This is a genomic window from Rheinheimera hassiensis (assembly GCF_022436675.1).
In the GTDB taxonomy this organism is placed as follows: Bacteria; Pseudomonadota; Gammaproteobacteria; order Enterobacterales; family Alteromonadaceae; genus Alishewanella; species Alishewanella hassiensis.
This window is the reverse complement of the sequence record NZ_JAKUJZ010000002.1, coordinates 491,800-511,615: the sequence shown is the minus strand read 5'-3', so window position 1 is coordinate 511,615 and position 19,816 is coordinate 491,800. Positions and strand designations below refer to the sequence as shown.

Sequence of the window (19,816 nt, the reverse complement as noted above, 5' to 3'; positions counted from 1 at the left end):
GCTTCTATGTTGTTTTATTACCACTTTATTATCGCTTTCGCTATCTCTGATAACGGCATTACCTGCTCAACAGCATCACGTTTTATCGCCTCTTTCGGCATGCCAAAGACCACACAAGAGGCTTCATCCTGAGCTATAGTGTAGGCGCTGGCCTGACGCATTTCCAATAAACCTAAAGCGCCATCGTCGCCCATGCCTGTCATGATGATGCCAAGCGCGTTTTTCCCTGCTGTCTTCGCTACAGAGCGAAACAACACATCTACCGACGGGATATGCCTGTTAACCAAAGGCCCGGCGATGACATCCACATAGTATTGCGCGCCACTACGCTTTAGCAGCATATGTTTGCCACCCGGAGCAATTAAAGCCCGTCCGGGTATCACCCGCATGCCGTGCGTGGCCTCAAGTACTTCAATTTCACAAATACCGTTTAAACGCTGGGCAAAGGCTGCAGTAAATTTCTCCGGCATATGTTGTACTATCACAATGCCAGGGCAAACCCGGGGGAGTCGGGATAACACCGCTTCCAATGCTTGGGTGCCACCGGTAGAGGTACCCATTGCCACTAACCGTTCCGTGGTTTGTGTCATGGCGCTGCCAGATGCGGTTAACATAGCATCTGCAGTAAGCTTTTGCTTCGCCCTCAATGGCTCTGCTGGCGCTGCAGTAAGTCTGTTTAAACGCGCTTGTGAAGCGCCAATCACCGCAGAGACAATATCGGAACTTGAGTCTTCCAGAAACTTTTTCAGACCCATTTTAGGTTTGGTGACAATACTGACGGCACCGGCTGCCAGTGCCTGCAAAGAGGTTTCTGCGCCTTTTTCGGTTAATGTGGAGCAAATAACCACCGGTGTAGGCCGCTCGGCCATAATTTTACGTAAAAAACTGATGCCATCCATCCGCGGCATTTCAACGTCCAGCACTATGACGTCCGGCCACTGTTTTTGCATTTTGTCCAACGCATAAATCGGATCGGCGGCAACATCAAGCACATTTATTCTTGGGTTTTCAGCTAACTTGGCACTTAACACCTGCCGCACCACTGCAGAGTCATCAACAATAATGACGTTAATTTTTTTCATGGTAAGACACTCATAACAATGCCACCAGTTGTGCTTTTCTTACCGCAGTCTCGCCGGTTTCAACCATAAAGTTGACATAACGGTACACAGTGCCGCCTAAGTCGGCTTCAACCACCGTGAAGCCGTATTTACGTGTCTCATTAATGGCGGCAATACGGTTGCGACATGACACATTAGCGCAGTTTTGACACAGCTCACTATGTTGGCTGTATTCAGGTTCAATATCCGTGCAGGTCGTTTTGAGTTGTCTGAACATATTGGCAGCCCCGAATAACCTTACCTGATACTCGCGCGGGCTGGTACCGTGCCTGTCTATTTCTGTTAGCAAAATACGCATAAATTCATCGGCGTAGCGGGCATCATTACCAGTGTTGCAGTTTCTGCTTGGCAGTACGTAGTGACACATGCCACCAATACGCTTTTTCGGATGCCAAAATATCATTGCTACACAAGAGCCCAGCAGAGTTTGAATACGTAACGGCTGCACAGAAAATTGATATTCGCCCGGCATCAGCACCTTAACAGGGACGCACTTCATTATTGCTGTCACGTTTTCGGCTTCTGAAACACAGCCGGCACGATCATTTTCAGCTCACTGTTAATGCCCTGCAAGCTTTCGCTATGACCAATAAATAAAAAACCTCCGGGTTTAAGCACCGCTTGTAGCCGGCTTACCACCTGGCGTTTTGTATCAGCATCAAAGTAAATCATTACGTTGCGCAAAAAAATAATATCGAATAGGCCAACGTCTGGTAGCTTTGCATTCAAATTACAATGGAAAAACTGCACTTTGTCGCGCAGCAACCTGTCAACAATAAAGGTTCCAGCCTGCGAGCCAATGCCTTTAAGGCAATAATCCGTTAAATAATGCCGGGCAATATTATCGGTCTGCGCAATGGGGTACTGACCTGTTCTGGCTGCATCTAATACCCGGGTGCTGATATCAGATGCCAGCACTTCCCAGTTGCGCCCTTCCAAGCATTCCTGCAACACCATGGCAATACTGTAGGGCTCCTGGCCTGATGAAGACGCCGCACTCCATACCCGAAAACTACCTGGCCCCCGGCTTTGCGACTGCAACAGCGTTTTTAAAAATGAAAAATGATTGGGTTCACGAAAAAAATAGGTTTCATTGGTGGTCAGTAAATCTATCGCCGTCTGAATTTCGTGCCGGTATTCTTTTTTAGCAAGCAACGCCAGATACTGACTAAAACTAGTTAGCTGATACTCCCGTAAGCGTTTTGCTAAACGCCCGGCAACCAGCGGTTTCTTCGCACCGGACAAGCTGATCCCTGCAATGTCGTACAACATGGTTTGAAACTGAGCAAATTCACGATCGCTTAATTCTGTAGCGCTCACAAATAATCCTTTTGGCTATCCCAGTAAGACTGCACAGTTAATCCTGCCGACTATCTTCTACGCGTTCCGTCAGTGCCGATAGCTCATCTACCGAAAGTACTTTTTCAACGTTAAGAATAATGACAAACTTATCGTCTACTTTCCCCATTCCTGAGATAAAATCAGGCCGTAATTTAGCACCGAACTGTGGCGCCTTTTCAATTTGCGCCGGTGCTATTGCCAGAACTTCAGATACCGAGTCAACAAGAACACCTATCACATGCTGCTCTTGCTCTGGTGATAACCGAATTTCAATAATCACCACACAACTGCGTTTGCCCACCAACGAACTTGGCCGGCCAAAACGAGCCTGAAGATCAATAACCGGCACAACCTGGCCACGTAGGTTTATTACGCCTCGCACAAAGCTTGGCATCATCGGCACTGAGGTTACCTGACCATACTCAATGATTTCTTTAATACTCAAAATACCTATGGCAAACATTTCTTTGCCCAGCAGAAAAGTCAGATACTGGCTCTCCTCCTCGCGGACTTTTTGTGTTGTCAGGGCACGCTCTGCTTTTACCAGATTAGTCATAGCCATTCTCCCTAGAAGCGCACAAACTCAGCTTCATTGGTGCCGGGCTTTGCCTGAGTTGATTTTCTGGCGCTTGGTGACGCCTTATTGTTAGGCCGCTTTACACCAGAGACGCTGTCAGCACTAACCCGAAAAAACGCCACCAATTGTTGTAGCTGCTCTGCCTGCCCGCTCATCTCCTCGGCAGTGGCGGCCAGTTCTTCTGAAGCTGAGGCATTTTGCTGCGTGATTTGGCTCATTTGCGTCATAGCAACATTAACTTGTGATAACCCGGTAGACTGCTCGTTTGAAGCTGCGGCAATTTCCTGGACCAGATCAGAGGTTTTATTGATCGCTGGCAGCATTTGGTCCAATAAACTGCCGGCACGTTCGGCTAAATCAACACTGCTGCTGGCAACCTGGCCTATCTCTTGTGCTGCAACCTGGCTGCGCTCAGCCAGCTTTCGCACTTCTGCAGCAACAACCGCAAAACCTTTGCCATGTTCACCTGCCCGGGCAGCTTCGATAGCCGCGTTTAATGCCAATAAGTTGGTTTGATAAGCAATATCGTCAATAATGCTGATTTTTGCCGCAATCTGCTTCATTGCCTGCACCGTGTCCTTCACAGCAATACCACCTTCATTGGCTTGTTTCGATGCCTGAGCTGACATATTGTCAGTTACTTTGGCATTATCAGCGTTCTGGTTAACCGAAGCCGACATCTGTTCTACAGCAGCACTGGTTTCTTCCACACTGGCAGCCTGCTCACTGGTAGCCTGGCTAACACTCTGTGCCGTGCTGGACACCTGCTCAGAGGCTGAGGAAATATTATCTGTGGCGCTGCGTACTTCACTGATAATTTGCGATAACTTATCGACCATTTGTTTAAAAGCATACAGCATACTGCTGGTATCGCCTTTTGCCAGTCTTATGTCGGTTGTCATATCACCATTCGCTACCTGCTGTACGATATCAGTAACATAATTGGGCTCTCCCCCCAATTGCTGTAGCGTGCTGCGGGCGATAAAAACCCCAAGAGCAACCATAAGTACCAAAGCCGTTGCTGTAACAATCATCATACGGCTATTAGCATTGTCAGCATCAGCAACCCCTGAGGCAACGGCCTCTAAAGCAAAGTTGCGGTTGAGTTCTAATAACTGATCCAGCAAAGCATCTGATTGCTCATAGGCAGGCAAAACGATACGCATGGCTTCATAAAACTCGACAAATAAAGCGTTTTGCTCAGCTTCAGAACTATTGCGCCCCAGGCGTTCTATAATAGAGCGTATATCATTGGCCTCTTTCGCATAGGTATCCTGATGTACAATAAACTGGCTATATAACTCTTCATCACGCGGGCTACGGGGGAATTGCGTATAAGCTGTATAGCCTTGCTGATATAATGCCAGCCGGGTATCTATCTGTTCAATGATGTGCCTGAAATCGGCATGGGCTTTGTAATTTTCTTCAAAAAAGGCGGTGCGGCGCATAATAGACTGTGCCGCGGTGCGGCCGGTTTTCATCTGGTTTAATCCCACCATAGCCGGCATGCGGTATTCGCCTATCGTTTTAATAGCGTTTGTTGTTGAGTTTAACCCCATCATACCAACAGCGCTGATAATAACTAACGCCAGTACAGCTATAACCATTAGCAATGTCAGCTTAACTTTAACACTTAAATTTTTCATTGATGAAACTCCCTGTGTAACTATTTGCCCTAGCTAAATTGATATATAAACTAATGTAAAGCAGACTGCTGAGCAGCCACTGACATTGCCTTGCCATCACGTTGCATAACCAAATGAATTAACGATGCTGCATCTAAAATTAACGCCACTTCACCACTACCTAAAATAGTGGAACCACTAATACCTGGCACACGCTCAAACAACGGCCCTAGCGGTTTAATCACAGTCTGAAACTCGCCCATCAGCTCATCGACAACAAAACCGGCTTTTAAATTGCCATACTTAATCACGACAATGTTTTCACGCTTTGCTTTGCGTTGCGATTTGCAAAAATAGTCACCCAGGCGGATAAACGGCAGTACTTCACCACGCAGATTAATATAGTGTCTGCCCTCTTGCCCCTCACTGTGGCAGGCATTGAGTTCAATACACTCCTCGACAATATCAAGCGGCAACACATAAAAAACATCACCAACCTTCATCATAAAGCCGTCAATAATGGCTAGGGTCAGCGGTAACCGAATACGTATTGTAGTGCCTACGGTGTACTCACTATCAATCTCAACGGTGCCACGCAGTGCTTCAATATTGCGCCTTACTACATCCATACCAACACCACGGCCAGAGATATTGCTAACAGCGTCTGCGGTAGAAAACCCGGCTTCAAAAATCAACTGATAAATCTCATGTGCCGACAATTCAGTATCCGGGCTAACCAGACCATTAGCGCGGGCTTTTTGCAAAATTTTATCCTTATTCAAGCCGCCACCATCGTCTGAGACTTCAATCACGATAGTGCCAGACTCATGGTAAGCATTTAGCGTTACATTGCCGGTTACAGGCTTATGTCGCTCAGCTCTGAGGGCTGGCGACTCAATACCGTGGTCAATAGAATTGCGTACCAGATGCATCAAAGGATCACTGATTTTTTCAATCACAGTTTTATCCAGTTCGGTCTCTGCGCCATTAATCTGCAGATCGATATCTTTACCCAGCTCTTTCGATACATCGCGTACCACCCGCTGAAAGCGGTTAAAGGTTTCACCAATTTGCACCATGCGCAAATGCAGTGCGCTTTCACGCACCTCTTCAACCAGCCGTGTCATGGTTTGTGCCGACTCTTTTAAACTGCCAATGCCGGTTAAATGGGCTTCAGACTCTACCCCTGCACCGGCAATAACTAACTCGCCAATCAGGTTGATAAGATGGTCCAGTTTTTCTGCATCCACCCGCACAGTTTGCGCTTGTTTTTCTTTGGCTTTTTTACCTTGAGCTTGCTTATGCAGTGCAGCGGTTACCACCTCAGAACTGGCCAAACCATCGGCGACCACTATTTCGCCTATAAGGCGATGCGTCCCCCCCTGTTTTACTGAGGTTTGTAGGTGCAATAGGTCATCCAGCTCGCGTTGGGTTAAGGTGCCACAACGCAACAGAATTTCGCCAAGCTTCAACTCATCCGTCTGAATACTCTCAATTATGGCAATAAATTCGCTGGCCTTGGCATAAGGCGGTAGAATTTTTAGCTGGCAATCATCACGTACAAACTCAAATACATCTTCTATCTGGTTTTTAGTAGCATTGCTGTGAAAGTTTATTTCATAACCGAGGTAACAACTCTCTGCGTCCATATCCTCAGGCGAAGGCATGCCGTCAGTGACGGTTTCAATATGTACGATAGTGCCTAATGTTGCCAGATAACGCAGAAAAGATAAGGGGTCCATACCACTACGTAAGACATCAACACCGAAGTACACTGAAATGTGCCAGTTTTCATTAGCTATAGTAATGTCAGATTCAATCACTGACACACTTTGGTAATCATCAGTTTCGTTTATGCCAACTAACATCGTGGCAGGCGATGTGCTGTGGACTTTATTCAGATAGCCGGATAACGTGTTAGTCAGAGCTTGCTGCAACTGCAAATCTTCAGCAGTCATTAATACTGATTCACCTTCTATAGAATCAACCATCTTGCCGATATAGTCTTTGCATTGCAGCAGCAAGTTAATTAGTTGCTCGTCTAACACGAAGCTACCTGAGCGCACATCGTCTAACACACTCTCAACCACGTGGGTAAAGGCTACAATATCATCCAAACCGAATAAACCGGCAGAGCCTTTAATAGTGTGAACTGCCCGGAAAATAGAGTTAACTGACTCAGTAGCATCCTCGCAGTTTTCTAAACCCAGCAACTTGTCTTCCATATCTTGTAGTAATTCGGCACTTTCTGCCAGGAAGGTCTGAAATGCCTGTTCCATATTCATGATATTGCCCCTTTGTCAGCATTATCAGATGGAATAAATACCGGGTCACCAAAAAAGCCTGACAAATTACACAGTTCAATAACGTCAAGCACGGCTCTGGTATGGCCAGTAATGATTAAAGGAATGTTACGGCGAAGTGACTCCAGCTTAGCTAATATCAAAAGCTGTAAACCTGCAGTGTCCATGTCCGTGACTTCAGATAAATTAATCTGGATAGTATTCCGATTAATTGCCAGCATTAACTGCTCTTTCTGCTGTTGCGCGGTGTAAATTGTTAAATCCCCTTGCGGACAAAATATCGCGCCAGCATTCTCTTTACTGCGGTTCATTTTGTGCGTCCTCTTATGGCAGCACCAGCTTCGACACGGCCATTAACAATTGCTCTGGTTTGAAAGGTTTAACCATCCAGGCTTTTGCACCGGCAGCCTGCCCCGCAGCTTTTTTACCATCGGAAGATTCAGTGGTAAGCATGATAATAGGGGTAAATTTGTAGGCGGGTAGCTTCTTAATTTCCTGCACCATAGTAATGCCGTCCATATTGGGCATATTCACATCACTAACAATCAGGCTTACTTTCTGCCCGGTTAGCTTGCTTAGCGCATCTTTGCCATCACAGCCTTCAATAACATCATAGCCCGCCCCTTTTAGTGCGATAGAAACCACCTGACGCAAAGAGGCGGAGTCGTCCACTATCATAATAGTCTTTGCCATAACCGATTAGTCTCCTTAAAAAAAAACGATATCATCTGAACTATCAGCACTATTTGCCTTGTTGCCCGCCGACTGGCCATGGTTTGCCAGCTCTTCTTCAGTAGCGTAAGACTGTTTAAGCTCTTCCAGTAAATCTGTCCAGTCAACCGGTATTAGCTTCTCTTGCTGTTGAAACAAGGTTGCACTTTGTTCAAATGCAGTTGGAAACAACATAATGTTGTCGCGTACATGACTGAGGATCTGACTTACCCGGTCCTGAAACTGTAAATGTACCAAAGACTGAGATATTTCAGTTTTAATACTAATACTTGCATTACGTAATTCATCGGCAGAGGCATTTAAGTGCTCTGTCAGCAACCTGAAATCGTCCAGTACTGTATTGATATCCTTCTCGGCATTGGCGACACGGGACACATCCTGGCTGGCAAAGCGCTCTGCAGATGAAAAAGCACCGGCTATAGCGGTACTAATAGTATTAACGGTATCACTGATACGGCGTCCGGTTTCACCGGAGCGATTTGACAAGACCCTGACTTCTGCAGCAACAACAGAAAAACCACGGCCGCTTTCACCTGCTCTGGCAGCTTCGATTGCTGCATTTAATGCCAGTAAGTTAGTTTGATCAGCAATATTGGCAACGGCAGTAGCCATATTCTTTAAATCATCAATATAACTAACAAGTTGTCCAACCTGTTGTAGCAGAGTATCGCGATTGCTCATCGCGTCCTTTAACGATGCCAACATGGCATATAGTCTGTCAGAACTGCTTTGCAACACAGCAATTGCATGGGGTTGACCGTTACTTTGTTGACCAGAATCAGATAATCGAACTGTTTCTTCAAGATTTTCAACGATAGATTGAAAACGTGCCGCTAACTCGATAATAGACTGCTCACTATGGTTCCGGCTGGTCTCGATCTGTCTGGCCCAAACACCAGCAACATCGTCTTTAATGCTATTTAAGCTATCGATGTAATTCAGTACATCTTGCTTATAGGCTTGTTTTGCTTGCTGCTCAGCTTGTTGCATCATGGCGCTGCCGAGACTGTCAATTTTATATTTTAATATCCAGCTAAAAACACCACCGATAATAAACATAACGCTTGATGCTACAAAAAAGTACAAGGTAGATTGAGCAACTACAAATATACAGATAGCACTGATAGCCGCGAGCAAGAGCGGTAAAAACTTAAGTACGATACCGTCATGCAGAAATGTTTTATGCTTCTTGTCAGTCTTAGACATAATGTTATGAACAACCTTTTAATAGTCACTGCAACTTCGCATAGCAACATGCTGTTTTTTTAAGTAAATTTTTGCGAACAATGCCCGAAAAACAGGAGAAACAATTAAATTTAAAACCATTCACACCGGTTAACACGAAAAAAGCAAAAGCCGTCTATAAAGGCACAAACCTCTCCATCAACACGATTAAAGACAGTACTGCTGATACCACTTAAGCTGCACCAGCATCAACAACAAGAAATCAATGTTTAATATCTGTTATCAATACGCTATTAGTTGAATATTGTCTAATGGGAACAAAGTGTCAAGCTAATGGCCTAAACAGTTTCACAGAGGTGTTTACTTTTTGCACAGCCTGCTCTGTATCTTTAGCCGGATTCAGGTATAATCCGCCGACTTTTTTCCGGCTTAGCCAACTTTAAGAGACTCTATGACAGTACAGACCTTTGATCCGACACAAACCACAACTTTGGATACCGCTGCCAAAAGCTTGAACGATCAGGTAAAAGCCAGCAACGGTAAAGGCAATACCATTGGTTTTGTCAGTCTCGGCTGTCCGAAAAATCTGGTCGACTCAGAGCGCATTCTTACTCAGCTTAAAGCCGAGGGTTACAACATCGTGCCTACTTACGATGACGCTGAGCTGGTGATAGTAAACACCTGTGGCTTTATCGACAGCGCGGTGCAGGAGTCACTGTCAACCATCGGTGAAGCGCTTGCGGAAAACGGCAAAGTGATTGTCACCGGCTGTTTAGGCGCCCGTGAAGATGAAATCCGTCAGGTACACCCTAATGTACTGGGTATTACCGGCCCGCACAGTTATGAGAATGTATTAAAACAGGTGCATGAGTTTGTGCCTAAGCCTAAATACGACCCGTTCACCATGCTGGTGCCAGACCATGGCGTTAAACTAACGCCGAAGCATTATGCCTATTTAAAAATCTCTGAAGGCTGTAACCACCGTTGTACTTTTTGCATTATTCCGTCAATGCGCGGTGATTTAGTCAGCCGGCCGGTTGGCGAAGTGCTGGACGAAGCGCAGCGGTTAAAAAATGCCGGCGTAAAAGAGCTACTGATTATTTCACAAGACACCAGCGCTTATGGTGTAGATGTAAAACACCGCACCGGCTTCTGGAACGGATCGCCGGTTAAAACTTCAATGCAATCACTGTGTGAAGCACTTGGCGAGATGGGTATCTGGGTACGCTTGCACTATGTTTACCCCTACCCGCACGTAGATGACATTATCCCGCTGATGGCACAGGGTAAAATACTGCCGTATTTGGATATTCCGTTTCAGCATGCCAGCCCGCGCATATTAAAGCTGATGAAACGCCCCGGCCAGGCTGACCGCGTATTAGAGCGGATTAAAAAATGGCGCGATATCTGCCCGGAACTAACCATCCGCTCCACTTTTATCGTGGGCTTCCCCGGTGAAACTGAAGAAGACTTCCAGATGTTGCTCGACTGGTTAAAGGAAGCGCAGTTAGATCGCGTCGGTTGCTTTAAATACAGCCCGGTAGAGGGTGCCAAAGCCAACGACTTGCCAGATCCGGTAGCAGAAGAAGTAATGGAAGACCGTTACCACCGCTTTATGCAAACCCAGCAAGCCATTAGCAGTGCCCGCTTACAGGCGAAGATTGGTAAAACCATTAAAGTGCTGATTGATGAAGTAGACGAAGAAGGCGCTATTGGCCGCAGCTACGCCGATGCACCGGAAATTGACGGCGCAGTGTACTTAAACGGCTTAACCAGCGTTAAACCCGGTGATGTGATTGATGCCGTGGTTGAAGAAGCCGATGAGTATGACTTATGGGCATCACAAGCTGATTAAGTGTCCATTAAATACCTAGTCTGAGACTGAATTAACCAGCCTTGGCTGTTTTGCCAAGGCTACACCCCACAGCTAAAAAATACTTCACCGAAAAATGACCTGTGCCAGCCTCGTTATTTTCCGGTGAATATGTGTTTTACAGTTACCACCAGCTGATATACAACGCTGCCAGAATTAAAAACACAGCTACGGCAGACCAGTTGAATTCAGGAGCAGTTTTAAAGTTTACATCAGACAACTCGACTGCATCTGCTTGTACACCCTGACGTTGCCATAGCGACACTACCACTGCAGCTGCCAGGCACAACAGAAAAACTAATCCCACTCTGTCCATAAACGGCAAAGCCGGCCAAAGCAATTTCAATAGTAAACTGAATACCGCCGACCCCAGCGCAGCAACCAGACCTGCGGTTGCGGTCGTTTTTTTCCAGAACATGCCAAGCAAAAATAACACCACGATACCGGGTGTAAAGAAACCCGTGAATTCCTGAATATATTGAAAGGCTTGTTCAAACTGCCCCAGTAATGGCCTAGCGGTTAGCATTGCCAGTAGCAACGCGACTACGCTGACCGTACGACCTATCCGTACATAATGCTGCTGACTTTTGTCTTTGTACTTATTTGCGTATAAGTCCATGGTAAAAATAGTTGCCACGCTGTTACACATAGAAGCTAACGATGACACCACAGCTGCAATCAACGCTGCAAAAATCAACCCTTTTAAGCCCTCTGGCATCATGGTCATTAGTGAAGGATAAGCTTGATCAGCTTTAGCCAGATTGGGGAGCAGTAGTACTGCCGCTATACCCGGCAGTACTACAATGACCGGCATCAGTAACTTCAGAAAAGCAGCAAAAGCAATGCCTTTTTGTGCTTCGCGTAGGTTTTTTGCCGCTAATGCACGCTGAATAATGTATTGGTTAAAGCCCCAGTAAGACAAATTCATGATCCACATACCGCCAATCAATACAGACAAGCCGGGCAAATCGGCATAGTAGGGATTATCTGCAGAGAGTATCATGTCAAACTTTTCCGGCAATTCAGCGGTCATCCGCTCAAAGCCTGCCAATATGCCCTGACCCTGCCCTATCAGATCCATTGCTATCCAGGACAACATCAGGCCGCCAAACACCAGCAGAACAACCTGGACTACGTCGGTTAACGCGACAGCCTTTAAGCCGCCATACAGCGAATAGATAATAGAAAACAAAGCCAGAAACAGCATGCTCCATTGCATGCTGACGCCGGTAATGGTATTCAGCGCTAAAGCACCAAGCCATAACACAGCCGTCAGATTAACAAATACATAAACCCCTAGCCAAAACAACGCCATGATCTTACGCACCCGGTGGTCGTAACGTTGCTCCAGAAACTGCGGCATAGTGTAAATTTGTTTTTGCAGAAACACCGGTAAAAAGTATTTGCCAACCACCATCAACGTCAATGCCGCCATCCACTCGTAAGAGGCAATGGCCAAACCAATTTTGTAACCAGAACCGGTCATACCAATGATTTGTTCAGCAGAAATGTTAGCGGCAATTAAAGAGGCGCCAATCGCCCACCACGGCAGTGAATTGCCAGCCAGAAAGTAATCGTTGGTATTTTTATGATGACCCGCTTTTTCTCTTGATACCCAATATGCCAGTGCAGTAATACCCACGACATAACAAATAAAAATAGCGATATCTAAAGCAGATAAGTTCATCGGGTTACCCTGCTCTGAGATTGTTTCAGTACCAATGCAGAGTGCAGTTTTACAGTGTCAGCAAGCCTAAAACTGGCCTGATTAATAGTGGTGGAATCCGTACCGATAAATACATTAAACTCACCGGCTTCTGCCGTGTAATTCATGTTCAGATCATAAAATGCCAAATCGGCTGCTTTGATACTGAACTGCACAGTTTTACTTTCCTTTGCGCCCAGCTGCACTTTTTCGAAGCCTTTTAGTTCACGTACAGGCCGGGTGACAGAGCCGGTTTTGTCCTGAATATACAGCTGCACTACCTCTTCACCAGCGCGATCGCCAGTATTGGTCAGGGTAACGGAGGCGGTAATTTCACCTTCAGGGCTTAGCTGCGCAGAACTCAGAGTTACTGCAGAATAGGCAAAGCTGGTATAACTCAGGCCATAGCCAAAGGGATATAGCGGTAAATTGGACGAATCGAGATAGCGTGAGCGGTATTTTTGCTCCTGCCCCGCCGGTTCATATGGACGGCCAGTACTTTTCATATTGTAGTAAATAGGAATTTGACCGACATGGCGCGGAAAGGTCACCGGCAGTTTGCCCGAAGGGTTATAGTCGCCATACAACACATCAGCAATAGCATGCCCGCCCTGAGTTCCGGCATACCAGGTATGCAAAATGCCATCAAGGTTGTCATTGGCCCAATTAATAGTCATAGGGCGGCCGCTCATCAGCACCAGCACCATCGGCTTACCCAGCTTTTTTAGCTCATGCATTAACGCTTCCTGAGTTCCGGGAAAACCCAGTTCAACCCGGCTGGCCGCTTCACCTGTCATATCCCACTTTTCCCCCATAGCCAGCAGAATAACATCGGCTTTTTTCGCCGCCGCTATGGCTTTTGCAAAACCAGACTGGTCGGTATCATTGAATTCATAACCTGCACCCTTGGCATAATAGATTTTTGCATCAGCCCCTAAGCGTTGCTGCAAGCCTTCGCGTAGCGTCACAGGTTTAGTGTAACGGTCGCCTGCTGCAGACCACGAACCAATCATATCGGTTTTAGAGTCGGCCAGCGGGCCTATTAACGCAATGGACTGACCGGCATTAAGCGGCAGTACCTTGTTGTCATTTTTTAACAGTACAAAAGACTTACGTGCCACATCACGGGCAGCTTCCAAATACTCAGCCTTGTAAACTTGTTGCTGCTGACGCGTATTATCTGAGTACCGGTACGGGTCTTCAAATAACCCCAGCTTATACTTCATCTGCAAAATACGTCGCACAGCCTGATCAATTTGCTGCTCAGTAACTTTACCCTGACTCAGTAATTCAGGCAGATAATCACTGTACACCGACCCCTGCATATCCATATCCACGCCAGCATTGATAGCCAACTGAGCGGCGTGGGATAAGTCTTCAGCCAAACCATGAGGCACCAGCTCATTGATTGAGGTGTAATCCGTTACTACAAAGCCATCAAAACCCCAGCGCTGTTTCAGAATATCCTGTATCAGGTAGTTGTTGGCTGTGGCCGGTACGCCATTTAAATCATTAAACGCTGTCATAAAACTGCCAACACCGGCATCCACAGTGGCTTTAAACGGTGGCAGATAGGTTTCCCACAGCTCGCGCTCCGACATATCAGTGGAATGATAGTCCCGCCCGGCCTGAGACTGACCATAAGCGGCGTAATGCTTGGCACAGGCTAGCAGAGTGTCGGTGGCGTACAGATCATCGCCTTGAAAACCCAGTACTCTGGCTTTAGCCAGCACTGAGCTTAGAAATACATCTTCACCTGACCCTTCAGAGATCCGGCCCCAGCGAGGGTCGCGGCTGATATCTAACATAGGGGCAAAGGTCCAGTGCAAGCCTTCTGCTGAAGCTTCAGCTGCCGCAATTCTGGCGCTGGTTTTTACCGCTGCAGGGTCCCATGATGCCGCTTCGCCCAGCGAAATCGGGAATATAGTGCGGTGACCATGGATAACGTCATAACCAAATAACAATGGAATGCCTAAACGGGTTTGTTCTACTGCAACTTTTTGTAATGTACGGGTAAAATCAGCGGTATAGGCATTAAATACTGAGCCTACTTTACCTGCCTTAATCTGCTGTTGGTAATCCGCGGACATAGAGGGCCCGGTTTTATCCCAGTCGCTGCTAAGTAAATTCAGCTGGCCGACTTTTTCTTCAATTGTCATTTTAGCCATCAGCTCATTGATAAACTGATCCATGGCCGGGTTCTGCTTATCAGCACTTACAGTCGGGGCTTGACGGGCATCTGTTGTTGTATCTGATACAGCGGCAAGATTGCAGGCACCAAGGGTGCAGGCGAACGCCACGGCACAAGCTATTTTTGAGTACTTTATAAATGTCATGTCTGTTTCCTATAACCTAACTGCTCTAAGGCGTGGCGGTAAGCGGTTGAATGGGTTGTCTATTGATAGTAAAACCAAGCTTGTGTAAGCCCCGACGTACATCCGGGTCTTGCATAAAGTGGTTCCACAGCAGAGCGGTACGGTAATTTTCAATCATGCCAACGATAGGGCCCTGGTCAATAGCCAGATAATTTTGCCGAACTTGTTTGGCGGGATCTGTGCTGGCGCTGAGGTTTATCGAATCATAAAAACCAACCGGGCCAAACATATATTTGCCATGGTTATAATACAGATTCTTCAGCACCTGCATTGAATACTCAGGGGTATAAGGCATAGAGGACAACGCCCCTGTTGGTACAATGGTACCTCTGTCACTGTACATTCCCGGCGCATGAGCACTGTAGCCCTCGGGTACATGGTCGCCGGCCGTCAGTCCCCATAAATCCTCACTATAACCTTGCCAGCCAAATGGGTTATCCATGCTATAGGCTCGGTTAATCAGCGTATGGCGCCGGTTTTGCTGCCAATAGTTGGCATATCTGTCCTGCAAACCACGGGGGTCAAGCCCCATAAAGGAGTAGTGAGCAAAAAATAGCGGGCCGCCCTTTTGGCTTTTATCCCCCAACGGCAGGCTAATGCCATAGTAATCCTCGCCATTGCGAAAAGTTTTAACGGTATCCGCCGCCCAACCTTTGTGATACGGCGCCTCGCTGATCGGATGCGTTGGTGATGCCGCAGCCAACACATACACTATCAATGCTTCGTTGTAACCTTTAATAGGGTGATTCATTGCCCAGCCATGATTCTTCGACCAGTGCCAGTACAGAATATTTTCGCCTTTGGTGTACCAGCTCCATTCCATACTTTGCCAGAGTGCGCTGATTTCCTGGCGCAGTTGCTTTTCTTTGGCGTTGTTTTTGTTGAAATACTGCCGGGCTGTCAATAATCCCTGGGCAAGAAAAGCAGATTCAACAATGTCACCACCATCATCGTAGGCGCTGAAATTGTGCACGCTGCCCGTAACCGGGTTGTACCAGTGTGCCCACATACCCTTAAAACGCTCGAGCTGCTCAGAGGCCGCAGTAATTTTCAGCATGCGATCGACCACAGCTTCACGACTGACCCAACCCCGCTCTGTCGCAGTGATAAGTGCGGCTATACCAAAGCCTGTACCACCACTGGTAACAATATCGCCGTCTCTGGGATTGGGCATGCGCTCTTTTGCCCAACCGGTGGTTGGGTCGGCATGTTCCCAGAAATAACGAAAAGTATAGCGTTGCACCATCTCTAGCAACTCGTCATCTGAGAAGTCCCTGGTGTTGGCAGCAGCAACTGCCAGCACGTCTTTTTTGTTGGCTGATAACAACTGATAACGCAGTTGCAGATTACGACCTAAATCACCGGTAAAATCTACCAAAGACTCGCCCTGCAGCTGGCCCCGGCTCTGCCAGCTACCTCCATTTACCGACACTTGCAGCGGGTACGTCTGATCAGCTTTACACAACTCAGTACATTGCAGTTCAACATGCCGATCGTAACCTGTTACCGTGAAGCCTGAGGCCCAGCAGCAGGCACTGACCAGCAATACCGCCGAGCTTAACAGCAGCTTATTTAATAACTTTGCTAACAACATTAAATTCTCCATCACAACCCAAATACTGTGCCTGAAAAACAGGCACAATGATCAACCAGATACTAGAAGCTCCAACCAGCAGAGAGTTTCAACTGACGCTTGCCACCATTCGTTGCGCTAAAAGCATTGGGCATAGCAAACTCTGCAGAATCCGGATTTAAATTGAAGTTGCTGTAGTTGTTCTGGTTAAACAGATTCTGGATATCAAAACGAATACGAAACTTAGAGCCATTGACCAGATAGCTGCTACCAAACTCTTTACTTAATGACAGGTCAAAACGCTGGTACTTGCTTTGGGCGGGATCTGTACGGTCAAAGAAACAAGCGGTGCCACCTAGTCTGCAGTCCAGATATTCATAGGTTGTTTTCGATGCCCAGGTATATTTAAAAGCAACAAACATGTCCCATGGCAAATCGTAACTACCTGACACCACCACACGGTGCTCAGGCACGCCGACAGATTTTTTCCAGCCGTAGTCAGATACACTTTCATAGTCCAGTGCGAAAACCTCACTAAATACCCGGTTTTCCTCTGCATCGCTGAAAGTGTAAGCCAGGTTAACTCCCCAGTTGTCCCGGTGTGGTCGATCAATTTTGACAAAAACGTTGTTAATGCGGGTCTGACCATCATTAGCTGACAGTATTACATTGCCCCAACCTGGTACGCCAAACGCCCATGGTTGGCCCCAGGTGGTACCATCTTCCAGAAACTGGCCATCAGGCCTTCTATTGCCCAGCAGCCAGTTAAAGCCATCTTTCGATTCGGTATGAGCGATGCTTATTTCAGTGTTCCACTCTGCCCAATTGCTGCGCAAACCGACACTGAACTGGTCAGAATAAGGGGTTTTCAGGTCATTGTGCAGCAGAAAACGCTCGCCTTTGACATCAATGCTGGATAGCAAACTATCCAGCCCAGGCTGGGTTAAATAAGCCGGATCCCAGTCGGTACAGTTGGTTGCTGTTGGGTTACATAGATTAGCTGCGTCACCGTTGAACAGATAACTGACCTGAGCAAAAGAGCCTTTGCTTTGCTCCAACTGAATAAAGTCAAATTGCTGGCGGTCATAAGAACGGCCATAGCCACCAAATATAGTATGGCTGCGGCTATCATCTACCACATAGCTAAAGCCAAACCTTGGTTGCCACGCGCCTTTAAAATAACTGCGCTCGTTGCCGGTACTTATATAGTCTTCAATGTTGTAGTTGGCATTATCCAGATTCGACCAGCCGCGCAATGCCGTTACCAGTTCTGTTGGCGTCTGATAATTTTTATAGCTGGGTGTTTCTTCATAGTCCCAGCGTATACCGGGGTTCAGCGTGAGTCGGTCTGTCACCTCCCAGTCGTCCTGAATAAAAAAGCCCAGCTGGGTATTTTTGGATTTTACACTGCCACCTACGGAAGCGGTTGCAGGTACTCCCCACTCCACCATATAGGGCTGTTCAATAGCAAAAGTGCCCTCGCCATTTATTTCTACATTGTAGAAATACTGTGGGTTATAAGGTTGCTGTTGCAGAGTATTGAGGGTAATTTCTTTGTATTTAACCCCCGCTTTAATTACATGATTGCCTTGCCATTCAATATCCAGCAAGGTGAAGTCATTTTGCACCGCCCAGCCTTTTTGGCCTTTATCCTGAAAGTTGCGGCCACCGCCCATATTTAAAATCGATTGACGCGAGGCTGTTTGCAGCACAATCCCTGGGCCATCTGTGTAAGGCATCGGATTCCAACTGGCATCTTCATAAGTCAGACGAAATTCATTTTGACCACGGTCCATGTAATACATATGTTTAAGATTGTATCTGTGGTCTTTTACTTCGCGGTTTACACCATAACTTAAGGTATTGGCGCCACCAAAATCAGCAACGTCGCTTTCGTCCCGTAATTTCACTGAAGCTTCCAGTGAATGGTCGTCGTTGATAGCCCAGTCCAGTTTACCGAAGAATAAATCTTCATCAAAACCAGATGTCTCCCGACCCAGTAATGCCTGCAGATCTGCTGGCAAAGTCACCAGGTCAACACCGGCACCACCCGGAATATCAATAGGCTCCTGAATTTCTTTGCGCTCATAAGACACCAGAAAATGCAGTTTATCTTTCAGGATAGGGCCTGCCAGCAACATACCTGCATGGCGGGTCAAAGATTCAGCTTTGCCGTCTTTCTCGTTTGGCTCAGCCTGACGCAAGTCTTCATCGGTATAATCAACAAACAAATCGCCTTCAAACTCATTGGTACCAGAGCGGGTGACAGCAGTAATCGCAACACTGCCAACCTGATCAAACTCGGCTTTGTAGTTCTGGGTAATAACTTTGTACTCACCAATAGCATTTTGCGGGAAAGGATTGCCACGGCTGGAGTCTTGCCCTGTAACACCACCTTTGAGGACATAGTCTTTTTGACTGACACCGTCCAGAAAAACGTTAACGGCCCGCTGATGCTGGGCACCACCGCGGATACTAACGTTACCCTGACTATCCGTATTAAGTTGCACACCAGGCGCGAGATCGGCAAAAGATAAGAAGTTTCTGTTGTTTTGTGGCAGACGGGCAATCATCTCAGGCGTAATGTTGGTACCTACCTCACCGCCGGAAAAACTTTCAATACGCACGCCACTGACAGCTATACGTTCGATATTGTCAGCGCTGGGTGCTTCTAATGTGACATCAACCGTAGCTCTTTGCCCAATTCGTAACGCTACCGGCTCGGTAGCATTATCACCGACTTTAATCAGATAAATACCCGGTTTGAGGCCAACAAAAATATATGAGCCATCATCGCGGGTTTGCGTTGTTTTGCTGTAACCCCGTTCCTGATCCGTTGCTGTAACAGTAACGCCGCCCGCTTTACGCTCTGTTTGTTGCTGGATCACTTTACCCGCGATAGTAGCACCTTCGATTTGCCCAAAAGCTGCAGGTACCACGCCGCCAAGTAAAGTGCTGGCAACAGCAAAAGACAGCGCATTACGCCGGAACCAGTGTGTTTTATTTTTCATTGTCTTATCCCTGTTAATTGCGTATTTGCGCGCCCGCTACTGCTTTAGTTATATTTATTTCGCAATGGAAATCGATTTCCATTTGGTGCTAAAAAAATATCCTTAACGGACATTTTGACGATCTTTCGATGGCTTTCAGCAACCAGCAATATTTTTATTATTTAGAAAATAACGCCTTGCTTCCAAAGTGTCAAGCCTGAAAAATCCAAGTTTAATTCATATAAAAACTATTAAAAACATCACACTAATGCATTATGCTCCGGTTTTATTTTCAGTAAAAAAATAGTTTTTTGTTATTTAAAACAGCTAATCTGTGCGGCGAGAACAACTACTCAATTAGTTTTACCCGAAACTCTACATCGCAGTGAGTGAAATTTTCCTGGCTAAAACTTATC

Annotated in this window: 14 protein-coding genes; 1 reads left to right on the top strand and 13 read right to left on the bottom strand. The window is 46.6% G+C overall.

Annotated features, from left to right (window positions below; translation table 11 throughout):
- Positions 1–17 precede the first annotated feature (17 nt).
- The 9 genes from MJX74_RS05210 to MJX74_RS21730 are packed head-to-tail and all read right to left on the bottom strand — an operon-like array spanning position 18 to position 8,905.
- Positions 18–1,082 carry a protein-glutamate methylesterase/protein-glutamine glutaminase gene (locus MJX74_RS05210; protein ID WP_240221447.1) on the bottom strand — a complete coding sequence of 355 codons (1,065 nt, stop codon included), beginning with the start codon at positions 1,080–1,082 and terminating at the stop codon, positions 18–20.
- Between the two features lie 10 nt (positions 1,083–1,092).
- On the bottom strand, positions 1,093–1,620 hold the full coding sequence (locus MJX74_RS05205) for a chemotaxis protein CheD (RefSeq protein WP_240221446.1): 528 nt from the start codon (positions 1,618–1,620) through the stop codon (positions 1,093–1,095).
- An 8-nt stretch (positions 1,621–1,628) separates the two neighbouring features.
- Positions 1,629–2,441, bottom strand: a complete 813-nt coding sequence (locus tag MJX74_RS05200) for a CheR family methyltransferase (RefSeq protein ID WP_240221445.1) — start codon at positions 2,439–2,441, stop codon at positions 1,629–1,631.
- A gap of 37 nt (positions 2,442–2,478) precedes the next feature.
- Positions 2,479–3,018, bottom strand: coding sequence for a chemotaxis protein CheW (locus MJX74_RS05195; protein ID WP_240221444.1), 540 nt, complete (start codon positions 3,016–3,018; stop codon positions 2,479–2,481).
- 11 nt (positions 3,019–3,029) lie between these two features.
- The gene (locus MJX74_RS05190; RefSeq protein WP_240221443.1) at positions 3,030–4,685 is read right to left on the bottom strand and encodes a methyl-accepting chemotaxis protein; all 1,656 of its coding nucleotides are present in this window, start codon (positions 4,683–4,685) and stop codon (positions 3,030–3,032) included.
- A gap of 50 nt (positions 4,686–4,735) precedes the next feature.
- Positions 4,736–6,949 carry a chemotaxis protein CheA gene (locus MJX74_RS05185; protein ID WP_240221441.1) on the bottom strand — a complete coding sequence of 738 codons (2,214 nt, stop codon included), beginning with the start codon at positions 6,947–6,949 and terminating at the stop codon, positions 4,736–4,738.
- The gene (locus MJX74_RS05180) at positions 6,946–7,278 is read right to left on the bottom strand and encodes an STAS domain-containing protein (RefSeq protein ID WP_240221440.1); all 333 of its coding nucleotides are present in this window, start codon (positions 7,276–7,278) and stop codon (positions 6,946–6,948) included. The genes MJX74_RS05185 and MJX74_RS05180 overlap by 4 nt, the downstream gene beginning before the upstream one ends.
- Before the next feature lie 13 nt (positions 7,279–7,291).
- Positions 7,292–7,660, bottom strand: a complete 369-nt coding sequence (locus MJX74_RS05175) for a response regulator (protein WP_240221439.1) — start codon at positions 7,658–7,660, stop codon at positions 7,292–7,294.
- A gap of 15 nt (positions 7,661–7,675) precedes the next feature.
- Positions 7,676–8,905, bottom strand: coding sequence for a methyl-accepting chemotaxis protein (locus MJX74_RS21730; protein ID WP_275692665.1), 1,230 nt, complete (start codon positions 8,903–8,905; stop codon positions 7,676–7,678).
- Between the two features lie 430 nt (positions 8,906–9,335).
- Between MJX74_RS21730 and rimO the strand changes: the two genes are divergently transcribed.
- Positions 9,336–10,739: a 30S ribosomal protein S12 methylthiotransferase RimO gene (rimO, locus tag MJX74_RS05165; RefSeq protein WP_240221438.1), complete on the top strand. Its 1,404-nt coding sequence runs from the start codon at positions 9,336–9,338 to the stop codon at positions 10,737–10,739.
- A 142-nt stretch (positions 10,740–10,881) separates the two neighbouring features.
- Here rimO and MJX74_RS05160 read toward each other — a convergent pair whose 3' ends face one another.
- The 4 genes from MJX74_RS05160 to MJX74_RS05145 form a co-directional block, all read right to left on the bottom strand.
- Positions 10,882–12,444: a sodium/sugar symporter gene (locus MJX74_RS05160; RefSeq protein WP_240221437.1), complete on the bottom strand. Its 1,563-nt coding sequence runs from the start codon at positions 12,442–12,444 to the stop codon at positions 10,882–10,884.
- Positions 12,441–14,798: a beta-glucosidase BglX gene (gene bglX / locus MJX74_RS05155; RefSeq protein ID WP_240221436.1), complete on the bottom strand. Its 2,358-nt coding sequence runs from the start codon at positions 14,796–14,798 to the stop codon at positions 12,441–12,443. Before bglX ends, MJX74_RS05160 begins: the two co-directional genes overlap by 4 nt.
- 25 nt (positions 14,799–14,823) lie before the next feature.
- A complete protein-coding gene (locus tag MJX74_RS05150; protein WP_240221435.1) occupies positions 14,824–16,431 on the bottom strand; it encodes a glucoamylase family protein in 1,608 nt (535 codons plus the stop codon).
- A gap of 62 nt (positions 16,432–16,493) precedes the next feature.
- Positions 16,494–19,421, bottom strand: a complete 2,928-nt coding sequence (locus tag MJX74_RS05145; protein ID WP_240221434.1) for a TonB-dependent receptor — start codon at positions 19,419–19,421, stop codon at positions 16,494–16,496.
- Positions 19,422–19,816 lie beyond the last annotated feature (395 nt).